Annotated in this window: 19 protein-coding genes and 1 tRNA gene; 12 read left to right on the plus strand and 8 right to left on the minus strand. The window is 69.2% G+C overall.

The genetic code is table 11. The features are described from left to right. Positions 1–34 precede the first annotated feature (34 nt). From ACQ7JA_RS02175 to ACQ7JA_RS02190, 4 genes are all read left to right on the plus strand, one after another. Complete coding sequence (locus tag ACQ7JA_RS02175; protein ID WP_430894265.1) at positions 35–1363, plus strand: replication-associated recombination protein A; 1329 nt, start codon at positions 35–37, stop codon at positions 1361–1363. Between the two features lie 182 nt (positions 1364–1545). Continuing rightward, a complete protein-coding gene (locus ACQ7JA_RS02180; RefSeq protein WP_430894266.1) occupies positions 1546–1743 on the plus strand; it encodes a hypothetical protein in 198 nt (65 codons plus the stop codon). Positions 1744–1863: 120 nt separating this feature from the next. Next, the gene (serS, locus tag ACQ7JA_RS02185) at positions 1864–3156 is read left to right on the plus strand and encodes a serine--tRNA ligase (RefSeq protein WP_430894267.1); all 1293 of its coding nucleotides are present in this window, start codon (positions 1864–1866) and stop codon (positions 3154–3156) included. Positions 3157–3265: 109 nt separating this feature from the next. Beyond that, positions 3266–3355, plus strand: a tRNA-Ser gene (locus ACQ7JA_RS02190). Positions 3356–3561: 206 nt separating this feature from the next. On the opposite strand, the gene ACQ7JA_RS02195 is transcribed toward ACQ7JA_RS02190, so the two are convergent. From ACQ7JA_RS02195 to ACQ7JA_RS02220, 6 genes are all read right to left on the minus strand, one after another. After that, positions 3562–4263: an MBL fold metallo-hydrolase gene (locus ACQ7JA_RS02195; RefSeq protein WP_430894268.1), complete on the minus strand. Its 702-nt coding sequence runs from the start codon at positions 4261–4263 to the stop codon at positions 3562–3564. Between the two features lie 24 nt (positions 4264–4287). Further along, positions 4288–4440, minus strand: coding sequence for a hypothetical protein (locus tag ACQ7JA_RS02200; RefSeq protein ID WP_430894269.1), 153 nt, complete (start codon positions 4438–4440; stop codon positions 4288–4290). Between the two features lie 3 nt (positions 4441–4443). Next, on the minus strand, positions 4444–4881 hold the full coding sequence (locus ACQ7JA_RS02205; protein ID WP_430894270.1) for a YeeE/YedE family protein: 438 nt from the start codon (positions 4879–4881) through the stop codon (positions 4444–4446). 16 nt (positions 4882–4897) lie between these two features. Next, positions 4898–5329: a YeeE/YedE family protein gene (locus tag ACQ7JA_RS02210; RefSeq protein WP_430894271.1), complete on the minus strand. Its 432-nt coding sequence runs from the start codon at positions 5327–5329 to the stop codon at positions 4898–4900. Then, complete coding sequence (locus ACQ7JA_RS02215; protein ID WP_430894272.1) at positions 5326–5658, minus strand: metalloregulator ArsR/SmtB family transcription factor; 333 nt, start codon at positions 5656–5658, stop codon at positions 5326–5328. Before ACQ7JA_RS02215 ends, ACQ7JA_RS02210 begins: the two co-directional genes overlap by 4 nt. 225 nt (positions 5659–5883) lie before the next feature. Then, positions 5884–6228 carry a universal stress protein gene (locus ACQ7JA_RS02220; RefSeq protein ID WP_430894273.1) on the minus strand — a complete coding sequence of 115 codons (345 nt, stop codon included), beginning with the start codon at positions 6226–6228 and terminating at the stop codon, positions 5884–5886. Positions 6229–6311: 83 nt separating this feature from the next. On the opposite strand from ACQ7JA_RS02220, the gene ppsA reads away from it, so the two are divergent. Continuing rightward, on the plus strand, positions 6312–7679 hold the full coding sequence (ppsA, locus tag ACQ7JA_RS02225) for a phosphoenolpyruvate synthase (RefSeq protein WP_430894513.1): 1368 nt from the start codon (positions 6312–6314) through the stop codon (positions 7677–7679). A 444-nt stretch (positions 7680–8123) separates the two neighbouring features. Here the strand turns inward: ppsA and ACQ7JA_RS02230 are convergent, their stop codons facing one another. Next, positions 8124–9827, minus strand: coding sequence for a L,D-transpeptidase family protein (locus tag ACQ7JA_RS02230; RefSeq protein WP_430894274.1), 1704 nt, complete (start codon positions 9825–9827; stop codon positions 8124–8126). Positions 9828–9919: 92 nt separating this feature from the next. Continuing rightward, positions 9920–10264, minus strand: a complete 345-nt coding sequence (locus ACQ7JA_RS02235; protein WP_430894275.1) for a DUF1540 domain-containing protein — start codon at positions 10262–10264, stop codon at positions 9920–9922. 229 nt (positions 10265–10493) lie between these two features. On the opposite strand from ACQ7JA_RS02235, the gene ACQ7JA_RS02240 reads away from it, so the two are divergent. From ACQ7JA_RS02240 to ACQ7JA_RS02270, 7 genes are all read left to right on the plus strand, one after another. Next, a complete protein-coding gene (locus tag ACQ7JA_RS02240; protein ID WP_430894276.1) occupies positions 10494–10778 on the plus strand; it encodes a hypothetical protein in 285 nt (94 codons plus the stop codon). Continuing rightward, positions 10775–12460, plus strand: coding sequence for an AAA family ATPase (locus tag ACQ7JA_RS02245; RefSeq protein WP_430894277.1), 1686 nt, complete (start codon positions 10775–10777; stop codon positions 12458–12460). The genes ACQ7JA_RS02240 and ACQ7JA_RS02245 overlap by 4 nt, the downstream gene beginning before the upstream one ends. Positions 12461–12551: 91 nt before the next feature. Continuing rightward, positions 12552–12998, plus strand: coding sequence for an Hsp20/alpha crystallin family protein (locus ACQ7JA_RS02250; RefSeq protein ID WP_430894278.1), 447 nt, complete (start codon positions 12552–12554; stop codon positions 12996–12998). 31 nt (positions 12999–13029) lie between these two features. Continuing rightward, positions 13030–13497: a hypothetical protein gene (locus ACQ7JA_RS02255; protein ID WP_430894279.1), complete on the plus strand. Its 468-nt coding sequence runs from the start codon at positions 13030–13032 to the stop codon at positions 13495–13497. An 8-nt stretch (positions 13498–13505) separates the two neighbouring features. Further along, on the plus strand, positions 13506–14510 hold the full coding sequence (locus ACQ7JA_RS02260; RefSeq protein WP_430894515.1) for a zinc-dependent alcohol dehydrogenase family protein: 1005 nt from the start codon (positions 13506–13508) through the stop codon (positions 14508–14510). Between the two features lie 33 nt (positions 14511–14543). Continuing rightward, a complete protein-coding gene (locus ACQ7JA_RS02265; RefSeq protein WP_430894280.1) occupies positions 14544–15659 on the plus strand; it encodes a 6-phosphofructokinase in 1116 nt (371 codons plus the stop codon). Positions 15660–15836: 177 nt separating this feature from the next. Continuing rightward, positions 15837–16274, plus strand: a complete 438-nt coding sequence (locus tag ACQ7JA_RS02270; RefSeq protein WP_430894281.1) for a universal stress protein — start codon at positions 15837–15839, stop codon at positions 16272–16274. Positions 16275–16284 lie beyond the last annotated feature (10 nt).

The raw sequence follows: 16284 nt of genomic DNA on the forward strand, positions 1-16284 counted from the left end.
CTCTCCGAAAGCGCCTATCGTTTACACTAGGCGCATGGACGATCTCTTCAAAACCGAACCCGCCCCGCCGCTGGCCGAAGCCCTGCGCCCGCGCACCATCGACGAGGTGATCGGCCAGAGCCACCTGCTCGGCCCGGGCAAGCCCCTGAACCTGGTGTTCAAGTCGGGCAAGCCGCATTCCATGATCCTGTGGGGTCCGCCCGGCGTCGGCAAGACCACGCTGGCGCGCCTGACCGCGTATGCATTCGACTGCGAGTTCATCGCGCTGTCGGCCGTGCTCTCGGGCGTGAAGGACATCCGCGCCGCCGTCGAACAAGCGGAGCAGTACCTCGCGCGCGGCAAGCACACCATCCTGTTCATCGACGAGATCCACCGTTTCAATAAATCGCAGCAGGATGCGCTGCTGCCTTTCGTCGAGTCCGGGCTGGTGACCCTGATTGGCGCGACCACCGAGAACCCGTCCTTTGAAGTCAACTCGGCGCTGCTGTCGCGCTCCCAGGTCTATGTGCTCAAGGCCTTGAGCGACGAGGAGATGCGCCAGCTGCTCAAGCGCGCCCAGGAGCGGGTGCTGCAGCACCTGAGCTTTGACGAGATCGCGGTCGACACCCTGGTGGGTTACGCGGACGGGGACGCGCGGCGCTTCCTGAACCTGCTCGAGCAGACCAAGACCTCGGCCGATACCTCGGGCGTCACCCGCATCACCAAGGACTTCGTCGAGAACGCCCTGACCCTCAACGCGCGCCGCTTCGACAAGGGCGGCGACAACTTCTACGACCAGATATCCGCCCTGCATAAATCGGTGCGCGGCTCGCATCCGGATGCGGCCCTGTATTGGCTGTGCCGCATGCTCGATGGCGGCGCCGACGCCAAGTACCTGTCGCGCCGCATCGTGCGCATGGCCTGGGAAGACATCGGCCTGGCCGACCCGCGGGCGCTCCAGATCGCCAACGACGCGGCCACGACCTACGAGCGCCTCGGTTCGCCGGAAGGCGAGCTGGCGCTGGGCCAGGCCGTCATCTATCTCGCGATCGCGGCCAAGAGCAATGCCGGCTACAACGCCTTCAACGCGGCCATGGCGTTCGTCAAGAAGGACAAGTCGCGCGAGGTGCCGGTGCACCTGCGCAATGCGCCGACGAAGCTCATGAAGGAGCTCGGCTACGGCCACGCCTACCGCTACGCCCACGACGAGCCGCATGCCTATGCGGCCGGCGAAACCTATCTTCCGGACGGGATGCCGGAGCCCGGCTGGTACCAGCCGGTGCCGCGCGGCGTCGAGTCGAAAGTGGCCGAGAAGCTGGCTTTCCTGCGCGGCCTCGACGAGGACGCGCGCGGCGAATCCCAGCCCGGCGACAAGGGCGGCTGAGCCGTTTTTCCACCATCTGCACGCATCACGCGCGGTTCGCGCCGCTTTTTTGCGGTCGGTCCGCGCTTTGCGCATTCTGCTCCCTGTTTTTGGCGCTTCATCGCATGTCGATGGCGATGGATCGGGGCGATCGGTAAAGTTCAACCATACCGAATCACCTGACGAACCCAAAGGAGCACACCATGAACATCCGCAAAAACTTCGAAGCCATCTTCCTCGGTGCCGCTGCTCTGGGCCTGCTCGCCAGCTACGCCACCGCCGCTTCGCGCCCGGTTGAAGTCGCCCAGAAGGAAGCCGCCGTCCTGATCGACTCCACCGTGCACGTCGTCGTCGTCAAGGCGCCGCGCCTGAGCGTTGCTGAAAAGGCCGGCCTGAAGTAATGCAGAAGTAGGGCAACAGCGGGCCAGCGAAGAACCCGGGCAATCCCATTGCCGAATCTCGCTAGGATTGTCTGTCGGCTTGGTACAATTGTGTTTTCGACATACGCAAGCGTCCCCGACATGATTGACATCCAACTTCTCCGCAAAGACATCGACAACGTCGCCGCGCGCCTGGCGACCCGCAAGTTCCAGCTCGACGTGGCTGCATTCAACGCCCTCGAAGCCGAACGCAAAGCGATCCAGACGCGCACCGAGGAACTGCAGGGCAAGCGCAACTCGCTGTCCAAGCAGATCGGCATGATGAAGGGCAAGGGCGAGGACACCACGGCCGTGATGGCGGAAGTGGCCGGCCTGGGCGACGAACTGAAGGCCAACGAAGGCAAGCTCGCCGATGTGCAGGACAGGATGGCGCGCTTCATGGAAGCCGTGCCGAACCTGCCGCACGAAAGCACCCCGCAGGGCACGGACGAATCGGGCAACGTCGAAGTCCGCAAGGTCGGCACGCCGCCGAGCTTCGACTTCGAGGTCAGGGACCACGTCGACATCGGCGAAAAGCTGGGCCTGGACTTCGATACCGCGACCAAGCTGACCGGTTCGCGCTTCTCGATGATGAAGGGCGGCATGGCGCGCCTGCACCGCGCACTGGCCCAGTACATGCTCGATACGCACACCAGCAAGCACGGCTACACCGAGTGCTACACCCCCTATATGGTCAACGCCGATTCGCTGCGCGGCACCGGCCAGCTGCCGAAGTTCGAAGCCGACCTGTTCTCGGTGAAGAAGGGCGGCGCGGAAGGCGAGGGCGAGCACTTCTACCTGATCCCGACGTCGGAAGTGTCGCTGACCAACGTCGTGCGCGACGAGATCGTGGCGCTGGACGAACTGCCGATCCGCATGACCGCCCACACCCCGTGCTTCCGCTCGGAAGCCGGCAGCTACGGCCGCGACACCCGCGGCATGATCCGCCAGCACCAGTTCGACAAGGTCGAGCTCGTGCAGGTCGTGCATCCGGAGCAGTCCTACGCGGCGCTGGAAGAGATGGTGGGCCAGGCTGAATTCATCCTGACCTCGCTGGGCCTGCCGTACCGCGTCATGCAGTTGTGCACCGGCGACATGGGCTTCTCGGCCGCCAAGACCTACGACCTCGAAGTCTGGCTGCCGGCGCAGAACACCTACCGCGAGATTTCTTCGCTGTCGAACTGCGAAGCCTTCCAGGCACGCCGCATGCAGGCGCGTTTCCGTAATGCGGCCGGCAAGCCGGAACTGCTGCATACGCTGAACGGTTCGGGGCTGGCGGTCGGCCGCACGCTGGTTGCGGTGCTGGAGAACTACCAGCAGGCGGATGGCAGCGTGGTCATTCCGGAAGTGCTGCGTCCGTACATGGCCGGTCTGGAGCGCCTGAACGCCGCCTGATGCTTCGAAGAGCAAGTTTTTCCGCACAGGATTAAATTGCTCTTCCGTTTTTGCAAGAGCGACGCTATAATCTTGTCTCTCGCATACGAGCGACCGCAGCACCGATTCAGGAGAGGTGGCAGAGTGGTCGAATGTACCTGACTCGAAATCAGGCGTACGGGTGACCGTACCGTGGGTTCGAATCCCACCCTCTCCGCCAAGAAAATGAAAAGGGCCCCGAATGGGGCCCTTTTCATTTTTGTGGCGGAAAGGAGAGAACCCCTGAGGGGCTCTCGCGTGGGATTCGAAGCCTCGCGCATGCTTGCGCAAGGGCGGCCCGCGGCACGTGGGCGAATCCCACCCTCTCCGCCAGTAGGAATGAACAAGGCTCCCACCGGGAGCCTTGTTCATTTCATCGGCGCCTTCTCACACCCCGTGCGGCAATCCCAGGTTCTGGTTCGCCGGCACCGCCACATCGATCATCTTCGGCTTCGGGAGATGCAACTCCGCCATGAGCTGCACGAATGCTTCCCGGCTGCGCCCGGCCAGGCGTGCGTTGTGCCGCTTTTCCCAGCCGATCGTCGAGACCGCCTGCTCCCTGTAGTCGTGGCCCGGCCACACGCGGGTCTCGTCCGGCAGCGCGAACAGCTTGTCCCTGATGCTGTCGTACAGCGCCTCCGCGCTGCCGCTCTGGAAGTCGGTGCGTCCGCAGCCGTCGATCAGGAGCGTGTCGCCGGTGAACACATTGCCGCGCCAGACGTAGCTCATGCTGCCCGCAGTGTGGCCCGGCGTATGCAGCACGCGGATCTCTTCGTTCGTCCCGAAACGGATTACGTCGCCGTCGCGCAGCTGCAGCTCGGCGGGCGCGATGCCGCAGCCCGCGGGCACGGCCGCCGCCGCGCCGGTGCGTTCGCGCAGGCGGCCGGCCGAGGTCACGTGGTCCGCATGCGCATGCGTCTCGAGCACGTAGCGCAGGCGCAGGCCCAGGCGTTCCAGGTGCCGGAGGTCGCGCTCCAGGTGGCGCGCCACCGGATCGATGATGACGGCTTCCTCTTCCCCGGGCGCGGCCAGGATATAGGTATAGGTCGAGGATTCGGTATCGAACAATTGAATCGGATTGATGTTCATGGCGTTCTCCTGAAAGCGAATGCACTACGCTGCGGCAACTGGGGCGAGCAGGACTTTGCCGACCATGCCGACCGCCAGCAGCCCGATCGGCCCGGCCTCGGCCACGCTGGCGCCGGTCGGCGCCAGGATCAGTCCGACCGCGAGGCCGGGCGGGGCTGCCAGGGGCAATCCGTCCATGCTTCAGGCCCTCCGGGTGGAGCGGGCAGTCCTGGTCCTTTCGATCAGCTCGAACAGTCCCATGCCCGCGACCATCGCCAGCGTGAAGATCAGCGGCTTGACGCCGCCGAGCGCAAGCGACGCCAGCGCCGGACCCGGGCAATAGCCCGCCAGCCCCCAGCCGGCGCCGAAGGCCAGCGCGCCAAGCAGCAGGCGGCGGTCGATGCGGGTCGCGGTCGGCAGGCGCATCGGCTCGCCCAGCAGCGAGCGTTCGCGCCGCTCGGCGCTGCGGAAGGCGAGCAGCCCGACCAGGATCGCGCCGGCCATCACGAAGGCCAGCGACGGATCCCAGTCGCCGGCCAGGTCGAGGAAGCCGAGGACCTTCGCGGGGTCGGTCATGCCGGACACGATCAGGCCGATGCCGAAGACGAGGCCGACGAAGAATGCCGTCAGGATGGGCATGGTGGACTCCTTGTGGTTACGTGAGCAGGTGGCGGACGGCGAACACGGTCGCGAAGCCGGCCAGCATGAAGGCCGCTGTCGCCGCCAGCGAACGGGGCGAGCGGCGCGACAGGCCGCAGACGCCGTGTCCGCTGGTGCAGCCCGCGCCATAGCGGGTGCCCAGGCCGACCAGCAGCCCGGCCGCCGCCAGGGTCAGTTCATCCGCTGCGACGGTGACGGCGGGCGGCGTCGCGACCAGCGCGTAGGCGAGCGGGGCGCCAGCCAGGCCCAGCAGAAAGGCGAGGCGCCAGCCGATATCGCCGGAGGCGGGGCGCAGCAGGCCGCCGAGGATGCCGCTGATGCCGGCGACGCGGCCGTTGAGCAGGATGAAGGCGGCGGCGGCGGCGCCGATGATCAAGCCGCCCGCGAGCGCGCTGCCGGGCGTGAAGTGGACCCAATCGATGTTCATGTCGCGACTCCCTGGTTTGGCAGGCAGAACTGCTGGTACAGCACCTGCATGACCGCCAGCGCCGCGTCGCTGTCGATCCGGTAGAAGATCTGCTTGCCTTCGCGGCGCGTGCCGACCAGCTTTTCCTCGCGCAGCACGGCAAGCTGCTGCGACAGCGTGGGCTGGACGATCCCCAGCAGGCTTTCCAGTTCGCCGACCGCATATTCGCCCTGGGTCAGCTGGCACAGCAGCATCAGGCGGTCCGGATTGCCCAGTACCTTCAGGAGGGCGCAGGCCTGGGTGGCGGCGGCGCGCATGGCGCGCAAATCGAGTTGTCGTGTATCGGGCATGTCCCTATCCGTTTAATCTACTGAACCACATTATATGTACTGACACTATATATTTCAATAGAATTTTCCAGGTGTGGATTTGCCGGAAAGAGCGGCGCAGCCATTGCCCCGGCAAGTCGACAGCGGGCTGGCCGGGCTGGGCAACGTGGGGGCGGCGGCATCCGCTGCCGCGCGACAGATCGCTTCGACCGCGCGCCACGCCGTCGGGACGTGGCCGGGCCGGCGTCAGAACGTTCCCTGGCCCGCCATCGGCGACGTGTCGTCACGGGGAGGGCGCAGCATCACCACCGGAATCGCCGAGTAGGCAAGGACGTGCCGGGTGACGCTGCCCGCGATGTCGGCCGTGAGCCCGCGCACGCCGTGCGAGCCCATGACGATCAGGTCGCATTGCCGCGCATGGGCCGCGGCGATGATCGCTTCGCCGGGGCTGAGCGAGTAGGCCGTTTCCGTTTCGCAGGGCACGCCTGCGCCCCGCGCACGGGCGGCCACGGCCCCCGCGTTCAAGCCGGCGCTGCGCGCGGGCAGGCGCGCCGTGTTGCGGCGCAGCCTGGGCGGCAAGGAAGTGCGCATGGTGTACGCGCCGGCCGGCAGCCCGGGCACCACCTGCAACCGGCCGACCGCGCCGTTCGGCCACGCTGCTCGACGAATACCGGCTGGAAGGCAGGGGCGAAGTACGCGCGACCGGACGCGCGGTCGGCAGCAAGGTGGCTAGCGGCCGTGCCCGGGTGATCGCCGACGTCGGCCAGCTGGCCGCCTTCCTTCCCGGCGAGATCCTGGTTGCCGAGACCACCATGCCGGACTGGGGCACCGTCATGAAGACCGCGGCCGGCGTGGTGACCGACCACGGCGGACGCACCTGCCACGCGGCCATCGTGGCGCGGGAAACCGGGGTCCCGGCGCTGGTCGGCTGCGGCGACGCGACCGCATCCATCCGCACCGGCGACGAGGTCACGGTGTCCTGCGCCGAGGGCGCCACCGGCCATGTCTACGCCGGGCGCCTGCCGTTTCGCCGCACCGCTACCGACCTGTCCGCGCTGCCCATGCCGCGCACCCGCATGATGCTCAACATCGGCAATCCCGACATTGCCTTCCGCACGCGCTTCCTGCCGAACGACGGGGTCGGCCTGGCGCGGTTGGAATTCATCATCGCCGAGCACATCCGCATCCACCCGATGGCGCTGGTGCAGCCCGAGCGCATCGACGACCCGGCGGCGCGCGCGGAGATCGCGCGCCTGTCCGCCGGGCACGCCACGCCGGCCGACTATTTCGTGCGCGAACTGGCCGAGGGTGTCGCCACGATCGCGGCGGCGTTCTACCCGAAGCCCGTCATCGTGCGCATGTCCGATTTCAAGACCAACGAATACGCCAGCCTGCTCGGCGGCGCCGCCTTCGAGCCGCTCGAGGCCAACCCGATGCTCGGCTTTCGCGGCGCCGCGCGCTATGCCCACCCGGCCTACGCGCCCGGCTTCGCGCTCGAGTGCCGCGCGATGCGCCGGGTGCGCGAGGAGATGGGCCTGTCCAACCTGCGCCTGATGATTCCCTTCTGCCGCCGCGTGCAGGAAGCCGAGGCCGTGCTGAGCGCGATGGCCGAACACGGCCTGGAGCGCGGCAGGGACGGGCTCGAGATCTACGTCATGTGCGAGATTCCCAACAACGTCATCCAGGTCGACGCCTTCGCCCGCCTGTTCGACGGCTTTTCGATCGGCTCGAACGACCTGACCCAGCTGGTGCTGGGCGTGGACCGGGATTCCGACATCGTCGCCTTCGACTTCGACGAGCGCGATCCGGGCGTGCTCGAGATGCTGCGCCAGGCCATCGCCGGCGCGCGGCGCAACGGCCGCCATGTCGGCATCTGCGGGCAGGCGCCGTCCGACTATCCGGAGGTGGCGCGCTACCTGGTCGAACAGGGCATCGACGCGATCAGCCGCAACCCGGATTCGCTGCTGGCGACGGTGCGCGACCTGGTCGAGGTCGAGCGCGCACTCGGCATCGCGCCGCGCCCGCCGGGGGCGGCCGGGTGACACACGGTCAGGCGCTCAGGGCCTCACCTCCACCCGCAGCATGTGCTCGCTCTTGGCGAAGGTATAGGTGGCGCGGGCCCGGAAGCGATCTTGCAGCGCCTCGCCCAAGCCGCGCGCCAGGTGAGGATCGGTGGTCGTGGTGGTCAGTGCGCCGTCGGCAGCTGCGCGCGCGCCGCCACCGCGCGGCGAGCGCGACGATGGTTTCGCGGTGGGCGCGGCTCAGCGGGGCATCGATGGTGAGCTCGCCCGCGGGTTGGCGGTCCCCCATGCGCAGGCAGGCCGGACAGGTGGTGGTGGCGGCGCCCGGCGGCGCCGGCGACCATTGCCACTGGCCGTCGGCATGCACGGCGCCGCACTGGCCGCAGACCGCGGGGGAAGAGAGAGCCTGCAGGGCAACGTAGGGGGCGTGGACCGCATCGGCCGGCATGCCGGAAGTTGCTTCGTTCATCGTGCGTCTCCTTCGCTCGTGAAGCGCCTGTGCTGCATGCCTGTCGCGAGGTTCGCTTGCGCTGCCTCCATCGTCCGCGCCGCGGTATCTGCTCCGGGGGACGTGTTCACGTCACGCAAGGTCCGCAGCAGGGGCGCGTCGCGTTTGTAGATGTCCTCGGCGAACAGCGCGCGGCCATGGCGGTCCACGATCGCGGTGGCGTAGAACAGGACCACCGGCACCGGCGCGGCCAGCGTCACGGTACGGGTCGCGCCGGGGCGCATGGCCGCGGTCACGCCCTCGGCGTTCCAGCGTAGGGGATCGGCGAGCACGAACTGCGCCAGCGCAGCGGCGTCCTCGACGCGGATGCAGCCGTGACTCAGGTCGCGGCGGCTGCGCCGGAACAGTTCTTGGGCCGCGGTCGAATGCAGGTAGATGTTCATCGGGTTCGGCATCGCGAACTTCACCGCCCCGAGCACGTTCCGTGCGCCCGGGCGCTGCCTGATCCGCACCGCCCCCGCGCGCAGCCCCGCGAGCGTCGCCGCGCCGGGCGCATCGGCCACCCGGCCGTCCGCCATCACCAGCTCCATGTCGTTCCGGCGCAGCCAGCCCGGATCGCGCGCCAGGCTGGGCAGGATCTCGGCCGTCGCTATGCTGCGCGGCACGTTCCAGTAGGGATTGAACTCCAGATAGCGCATCTGGCCGATGAACAGCGGCGTCGGGGTTCCCGCCGCCTTGCCGACGATCACGCGCATTTCCAGCGGTGGCGGAGCGCCGGGGCCGGTCTCGAATGCCCACAGGCGATATGCCGGCACGTTGACCGCGACGATGCGCCCGTGCAGCGGCGGCAGCCAGCGCAGGCGCTCCAGCGTCAGCGCGAGCTGGGCCGCCCGGTGCGCCGGCGGCACGGCCAGGGCCGCGTACGTCGCCGGGCCGAGGATGCCGTCTTCCTCGAGACCGTGGCGCGACTGGAAGCGGCGCACGGCGGCCGCCAGTGCGGGTGTATAGCGGTCCGCGTCGGCGTCGCCGGCGCCGGCATCCTCGATGTCGCCCAGCAGGCGCAGGCGCTCGCGCAGCGCAGCCGCACCGGCGTAGGCGCTTCCTTCAGCCAGCGCACCTTCGGCCGGTGGCAGGGCCGGCCAGGCGGCGGTCTCCCGCGCCAGCCTGCGGTAGCGCGCCAGCGTCTCCCTGACCCTGCCGTACAGGGGAATCGCGGGCGCCGCGGCGTCCACGGCCCGGGCGAGGTGTCGCGCCGCCAGTGCCTGGCGCAGTTGCGCCACCGGATCGAAGCCATCGAGGGCCGCTGGCCGGTAAGGAGAAGCGGTGCGGCCGCCGTGCAGATCGGCGAGGTACTGCAGCATCGCGACGCTGAGCGCATGTCCGAAGGCGGCGTCGGCTTGCGCGCCGCGCAGGCTCTCGAGGCGCCCGGACAGGGCCTGGGTGCCGTAGAGCGCGGGGTCGAGGCCATGGGAAGCGGCGTCGGCGAGTAGCTCGAGGCCCTGGCGCGCCAGCGCCTGCCCGTCTTCCAGCCAGCGCGGCGCCGGACCGGATGCATACAGGCGTAGCGCCAGCGCCTGCGCATCGGTGGGCGGGGCGACCAGTGCAGGCCGGGGCGCCGCACCGGGAGCGGCGGCGCCGCTGGCATGCGCAAGGCCCAGCAGGAAAGCGAGGGCCAGGCGCGCGGCGGCCTGACCGGGGCGCTTGACGATCGATAAGTTCATTGACTGGACACAATGATTGATATGAACCGCACGATACTTGCGTGGGTGACGCCTCGTCATTGATCCAGATCAAGAACAGCGTTCCAATCCTTTCAGCCCGCCGCGCGGCTGCGTTGCCGGCTGTCCGGCTGTCCGAGCAGGCGCTGCTGGAAGGTAAGGCAGCAGGCCCCATCACCGGTGTGGCCCACCGAGATCTGCTGCGCATTGCACTCGTAGTCTTCGTTGTGCCGGCAGGCGCTGGCCTTGCAGGCGCCGACGCCGGCATGGCGGCCGCTATCCCGGGAATGGGGTGTCGCGACGAGGAAGGTGTCGCAGCCGGGGTGGATGCCCTCGCCGACCGTGATGGCGCGCGCACGGCAGCAGTTGTTGGCGTTGTACGCGCATTCGCCGACGGTGCATTCGCCGACGACCGGCATGTCGGTCGCTATCCTGTTCATGCTAGCCTCCAGGTTGTGAAATAGGTGGAGAACAAGGGACGGAGCAGAATTGTTTTGATGCTCGCGGCGGGAAAAGTGCGAAGCAATCAACCTCGCTTTGAGGTGAGTCATGAGAAACTGCGGACGGCTGCGGTAGACGCTGGCGGCTCCCTCACGATGCGCCCATGCCGGACCCGGCACGGGGAATCCTCGGCCGGGCGCGCGATCCAAGCGGAAGGAGGGCCGGGCCGTGAACGATGCTGTCTTGCTGACGGATATGAACGAACTGCACATGATGCAGTCCTGCCGTGCCCTGGGCAACCTGGAGGGCTGCACGCTACCGGTCGACACCTGTGACGTGCCGCGCGTGGTCCGGCTGCGCATCGGCGGGGGAGGGCGGATCGGCGCGGTGCGCCTCGACAGCGGCGACCCGGTGGCACAGGCGCGGCTGGCGCGCCATGCCCGATGCCGGCGGCTGCGGCGCTCGCCCGGCCTGCTGCGGCTGAGCGCCGAAACGGACCGCGCGCCATCATGAAGCGCAGCGGCGCCGGCGCATCGGCCGCAGACGCGCCCACGAATCCGCCGGCGTGGCAGGAAGCGCTGGTCGGCTGCCTGGCCGAGGCGCTGGCGGCCGGGGGGGACGCCGTGCAGCGTTTCGAGACCCATATTTCCTGGGTGCTCGTTGCCGGCCGGTATGCCTACAAGCTCAAGAAGGCGCTGCACCTTCCCTTCCTTGATTGCTCCACGCTCGAGGCGCGCCGCTTCTATTGCCAGCAGGAATACCGATTGAACCGCCGCCTGGCGCCCGCCCTGTACCTGGACGTCGTGCCCGTCGGAGGGGAACCGCCCCGTCCCCTCGTCGACGCGGCAGGGGAGCCTGCCGACTATGCCGTCCGCATGCGCGCCTTCGACCAGTCGGCCGTGTGGGAGGCCCGGCTTGCGGGTGGCCTGCTCGGCGACGCCGAGGTCGACCGGCTGGCGCTGCTGCTGGCGCGCTTTCACCGGGAAGCGCCCCGCGCACCGCCCACGTCCGCCTGGGGGACGGCGGAGGTGGTGACAGGCACGTGCGACGCCACCCTGGCGGCGCTCGAGGAAATGCTGGGACGGGACGCGCAGGACGCGATGCTTGCCGGCCTGCGCGCATGGCAAGCGCGGCACGGACCGGCGCTGGCCGCCTTGGTGGCGGGCAGGAAGCGCGAGGGCATGGTCCGCGAATGCCACGGCGACCTTCACTGCGGCAATATCCTGACCTGGCAGGGGGAGGTCCTGGCCTTCGACTGTATCGAATTCGACGACAGGCTGCGCTGGATCGACGTCATGGACGACTTCGCGTTCGTCCACATGGACCTGGCGTACCGCGGACGCCCCGACCTGGCGGCCCGGCTCCTGAGCCGCTATCTGGAAAAGACCGGCGACTACGCCGGCCTGGCGCTGCTGCGTCACTACCGCGTGCACCGGGCGCTGGTGCGCGCGAGGGTGATGCTGCTGCGCGCACGCCAGCCCGGCATGCCGGCCCTGCAGCAGCAGGGCTGCCGGCGCGCCGCGCTGACCTACCTGGCGTTCGCGCGCCGCTGCACGCGCCGTACCCCGGCGGCCATCGTCGCCATGCACGGGCCGGCGGGCAGCGGCAAGACCACGGTGGCCGGGATGCTCGTCGAACTGCTGGGCGCGGTGCAGCTGCGCTCCGACGTGGAGCGCAAGCGCCTGCACGGCGCCGCGTCCCGGGCGGCGCTGTACGGCGAAGAGGCGACGCGGCGCACCTATGCGCGCCTGGGCGAGCTGACGCGCGCGGTGACCTGCGCCGGCTGGCCGGTGGTGATCGACGCCGCCTGCCTGAAGGCGGCCCAGCGCGCCTTCCTGCGCGATCTCGCGCGGGACATCGGCCTGCCTTTCCTGCTGGTCGACCTGCGCGCCGACCCCGCGACGATGCTGGCGCGCATTGCTGCCAGGCGGCGCGAAGGCCGGGACGCGTCGGACGCCGACGCCGCCGTGCTGGACCGGCAACTGAACGACCGCGAAGCGCTTTCCCGGGCCGAGCGCCGGCAAGCCGTCGTGATCGACACCGCTGCGGCGGACGGCCCGGCCGGCCTGCGCGCGGCCTGCGCGCCGGTGGTTGCGGCGCTGCGGCGCCATGGCGTGCCTGCCGAGGACGCGAACGTCATTTTTCAAGCGGCGCACATTGATCGGGCTCATATAGCCGACGGTAGCGGCACCTAGGATGGTCAAAGGCAGGACGGGAAGTACTGTCCGCGACTGCCTGCAGCGCCGCTTCCGAGGAGCGCATTGACAAACCAACCAGGAGAACATCATGGCCAACAACCTGACCCGCTTCGATCCCTTCCTCGACACCATGCGCATGTCGCCCCTGCGCAGCATCGAGGAATTCATGCGCGACTTTCCGCTTGCACCGTCCCTGCGCGGTTTCGAGGCCGAACGCCAGATCCGCATCGACGTGCAGGAGACCGAACAGGCATACCTGGTCAAGGCGGACATGCCCGGATTCAAGAAGGAAGACATCAAGATCGCGGTCGACGGCGGCACGGTGTCGATCAGCGCAACGATGCAGGGGCAAAACGAGCAGACCGTCGGCGATACCGTGTACAGCGAACGCTACAGCGGCTCCCAGTACCGCAGCTTCAGCCTGCCGCAGGAAGTGGACGACAGCAAGACCGAGGCGAAATACCAGGACGGGGTGCTGAACCTGACCCTGCCGAAGAAACCCGGCACCGCCAGGAAGCAGATCGCGGTCCAGTGATGACGGGCGGGCGGAGCGGGGAAGCCGGACGATGAGGACGCCATCCACCGGCGGCGCCTGTCCGCCGCTGACGCAGGCGAACCTGCTGCGCTCCTTCTCCTTCTGCACCGGCATCGAGAACAGCGCGCCCGTCATCGCCGGACCCGACGGGCGTCCGCTCGAGACCAAGCAGATGCAGGGCCTGAACGCCGCCTTCTGGCTCGAGCGCCAGTGGGCCAACGTGCTGCGCCTGCGCCAGGAAAACTACCCGGTCATCGGCTTCACGTGGTACAGCCTGACCGACCAGCTCGACTGGGACATCGACGGGCGCGCGGCGCATGGCCACGTGGTGGCCAACGGACTGTTTGACCTGGAGCGGCGGATCCGCCGCGCCGGCGTGGAATACCGGCGCATCGTCCGGGCCTGGAGCGGCGCCCTGGCCGACACCGGCGTTCCGGCATGCATGCCGGACTGGATCGGCGCACGAGAGGATACGGCCCTCGGGGAGACCGCCCGGTGAGCGCATCGATGACGGCGATGCTGCTGGACGCGCCAGGCCGCCGCCTGCGCAGGGCGACGCTCCCTGTCCCGGCGCCGCAGGGGCACGAGATCCTGATCAAGGTGGGGGCCTGCGCCGTCTGCCGGACCGACCTGCACATCGTCGACGGCGAACTGCCCCCGCACCTGCTGCCGCTCATTCCCGGCCACGAGATCGCCGGCCGCGTCGCCGGCGCCGGCCCGCTGGCGGCGCGCTTCTTCCTCGGGCAGCGGGTCGGTGTGCCATGGCTCGGAGGCAGTTGCGGCGCCTGCGACTACTGCCGTGCAGGCCGCGAGAACCTGTGCGAGCACGCGGTGTTCACCGGCTACGATCGCCATGGCGGTTTTGCCGAATACGCGCTGGCGGACGAGCGCTACTGCTTCGCGCTGCCCGCGGCCTACGACGACGCGCACGCGGCCCCGCTGCTGTGCGCGGGGCTGATCGGCTACCGCGCCTACGCCATGACGGGCGAGGCGCACCGGCTCGGGCTGTACGGCTTCGGCGCCGCCGCCCACCTGCTGGCCCAGCTGGCGCTGCGCGAGGGACGCAAGGTGCATGCCTTCACCCGGCCCGGCGACGGCCGTTCGCAGGACTTCGCGCGCTCGCTCGGGGCCAGCTGGGCCGGGGATGCCGGGACGGCGCCGCCCGTGCCGCTCGATGCCGCCATCCTGTTCGCCCCTGCCGGGGAGCTGGTGCCGCAGGCCCTGGCGGCCACGCGCAAGGGCGGGGTGGTGGTCTGCGCCGGCATCCACATGAGCGACATCCCGTCCTTTCCCTACTCCCTGCTGTGGGGCGAGCGCTGCCTGCGCTCGGTGGCGAACCTGCGCCGCGCGGATGGTGCGGCCTACTTCCGCAAGGTCGCCCACGGCGAGGTAGCCACTTCCGTGACAGCCTATCCGCTGGAGGCGGCGAATGCGGCGCTGGACGCGCTGCGCGCCGGCCGCATCGACGGCGCCGCGGTGCTGGTGCCGGCGCAGAAGGAAGCCATGCCATAATCGCTCCGACACGCGATCGAAAGGAGGCCCGCCATGGGACTGCCCATCCAGCGCATTGCCATCGTCACCGGCGGCGGCGACGCCCCGGGCCTGAATGCCGTCATCCGTGCCGTCGTGCTCGCGTCCAGCGGCCTGGGCTGGGAGTGCTGGGGCATCCGTGACGGTTTCAACGGCTTGCTCGCGCCCGGCAGCTGCCTCGGCGAGCCTGTGCTGCGCCTTCTGCCCGAGGCGGTGCATGGCATCGGCCACCTGGGCGGCACCGTCATCGGCAGCACCAGCCGCGGCAACCCGCTGCGCTATCCGGAGCCAGGCGGCGCCGCGGTGCGCGACCGCAGCGACGAGTTGCTCGCGCTGCTGCGCGCCGGCGGCGTCGATGCCCTGGTGATGGTCGGCGGCGACAGTTCGATGGACATCGCGGCCTGCCTGCAGGGCAAGGGATTGCCCGTGGTCGGGGTGCCCAAGACCATCGACAATGACCTCGACGGCACCAACCAGACCTTCGGCTTCGATACCGCGGTCGGCTTTGCCACCGAATGCATCGACCGGCTGCACACCACCGCCGACAGCCAGCACCGCGTCATGGTGGTCGAGGTGATGGGCCGCTACGCCGGCTGGATCGCCCTGCACGCGGGCCTGGCCGGGGGCGCCCATGCGATCCTGCTGCCGGAAATTCCCTTCGACATCGACGCCGTGGCCCAGGCCATCGCCCGGCGCCAGGCGGCGGGGCGCGGCCATGCCATCGTGGTGGCTGCCGAGGGTGCGCAGCCGCGCGGAGGCCGGCCGGAAGTCCGGGCGGCGCCCGGCGCCGGCCATGCCGAGCGCCTGGGCGGGATCGGCGCCTGGGTCGAGACTGCACTGGCCGGGCGGCTGGACAAGGAATGCCGCAGCGTGGTGCTGGGCCACCTGCTGCGCGGCGGCAGTCCCTCGTCCTTCGACCGGGTCGCCGCCTCGCGCTTCGGCGCGGCCGCGGTGCGGGCGCTGGCGCAGGGGCAGTCCGGCGTGATGGTGGCGCTGGACGGCGAGGACATCGTGACCGTGCCGCTGGCCGACGTGGCGGGGCGTAACAGACGGGTTCCTGTCGATGGCGATACGGTGCGCACGGCGCGCGAACTCGGCATTTGCTTCGGCGACAGCCAGCCATTCGGGTGATCCGGCCCTTGCTGGCAGCGATCGCGGCGGCCGGCTTCCTTAATTTTTGATCTCGGTCAAACAAAATGCGTGACCGCATGAACAGACTGAGGGGGAAGCAATCGAACGTCCACCAACCGGGCATCCGCCCGGTCAACCCTGCCGGCGCCGCCGGTTCTTCTCTCCTGGAGGTTTGTCATGTACACGCGCATCCTGCTGCCGACCGACGGTTCGGAGGCGTCCGATCGCGCCATCCGCGCGGGCGTCGATTTCGCCCGCAGCGTCGGGGCCGAGGTGGTCGCGATGACGGCCACGCCGGAATTTCACACGTTTACCGCCAATGCCGAGATGCTGGAGCAGACCCGCGACGAATACCTGACGGCCAGCCGGGCACACGGCCAGCAGCTGCTCGACGGGGCGGCGGCAGTGGCGCGCGAGGCCGGGGTTCCCTGCAGCACCGTCCAGATGGTCTCGGACGATCCCCACGAGGCCATCATCTCCGCCGCGCGCGACAGGATGTGCGACCTGATCGTCATGGCCTCGCACGGCCGGCGCGGCATCAAGGGCCTGCTGCTGGGCAGCGAGACCCAGAAAGTGCTGGTCCACAGCGCGATTCCGGTGCTGGTGCACCGCTAGGACAAGGAGG

It is taken from the genome of Massilia sp. BKSP1R2A-1, from assembly GCF_050586525.1.
GTDB lineage: Bacteria > Pseudomonadota > Gammaproteobacteria > Burkholderiales > Burkholderiaceae_D > Telluria.

Excerpts from the sequence above, each read along its gene's own strand:
- ACQ7JA_RS02175 (WP_430894265.1), top strand. The coding sequence starts at position 35 with ATGGACGATCTCTTCAAAACCGAACCCGCCCCGCCGCTGGCCGAAGCC.
- ACQ7JA_RS02180 (WP_430894266.1), top strand. The coding sequence starts at position 1,546 with ATGAACATCCGCAAAAACTTCGAAGCCATCTTCCTCGGTGCCGCTGCT.
- ACQ7JA_RS02250 (WP_430894278.1), top strand. The coding sequence starts at position 12,552 with ATGGCCAACAACCTGACCCGCTTCGATCCCTTCCTCGACACCATGCGC.
- ACQ7JA_RS02195 (WP_430894268.1), bottom strand. The coding sequence starts at position 4,263 with ATGAACATCAATCCGATTCAATTGTTCGATACCGAATCCTCGACCTAT.
- ACQ7JA_RS02230 (WP_430894274.1), bottom strand. The coding sequence starts at position 9,827 with ATGAACTTATCGATCGTCAAGCGCCCCGGTCAGGCCGCCGCGCGCCTG.
- ACQ7JA_RS02215 (WP_430894272.1), bottom strand. The coding sequence starts at position 5,658 with ATGCCCGATACACGACAACTCGATTTGCGCGCCATGCGCGCCGCCGCC.
- ACQ7JA_RS02220 (WP_430894273.1), bottom strand. The coding sequence starts at position 6,228 with ATGCGCACTTCCTTGCCGCCCAGGCTGCGCCGCAACACGGCGCGCCTG.
- ACQ7JA_RS02200 (WP_430894269.1), bottom strand. The coding sequence starts at position 4,440 with ATGGACGGATTGCCCCTGGCAGCCCCGCCCGGCCTCGCGGTCGGACTG.
- ACQ7JA_RS02235 (WP_430894275.1), bottom strand. The coding sequence starts at position 10,264 with ATGAACAGGATAGCGACCGACATGCCGGTCGTCGGCGAATGCACCGTC.
- ACQ7JA_RS02265 (WP_430894280.1), top strand. The coding sequence starts at position 14,544 with ATGGGACTGCCCATCCAGCGCATTGCCATCGTCACCGGCGGCGGCGAC.
- ACQ7JA_RS02260 (WP_430894515.1), top strand. The coding sequence starts at position 13,506 with ATGACGGCGATGCTGCTGGACGCGCCAGGCCGCCGCCTGCGCAGGGCG.
- ACQ7JA_RS02270 (WP_430894281.1), top strand. The coding sequence starts at position 15,837 with ATGTACACGCGCATCCTGCTGCCGACCGACGGTTCGGAGGCGTCCGAT.
- ACQ7JA_RS02255 (WP_430894279.1), top strand. The coding sequence starts at position 13,030 with ATGAGGACGCCATCCACCGGCGGCGCCTGTCCGCCGCTGACGCAGGCG.
- ACQ7JA_RS02205 (WP_430894270.1), bottom strand. The coding sequence starts at position 4,881 with ATGCCCATCCTGACGGCATTCTTCGTCGGCCTCGTCTTCGGCATCGGC.
- ACQ7JA_RS02210 (WP_430894271.1), bottom strand. The coding sequence starts at position 5,329 with ATGAACATCGATTGGGTCCACTTCACGCCCGGCAGCGCGCTCGCGGGC.
- ACQ7JA_RS02245 (WP_430894277.1), top strand. The coding sequence starts at position 10,775 with ATGAAGCGCAGCGGCGCCGGCGCATCGGCCGCAGACGCGCCCACGAAT.
- serS (WP_430894267.1), top strand. The coding sequence starts at position 1,864 with ATGATTGACATCCAACTTCTCCGCAAAGACATCGACAACGTCGCCGCG.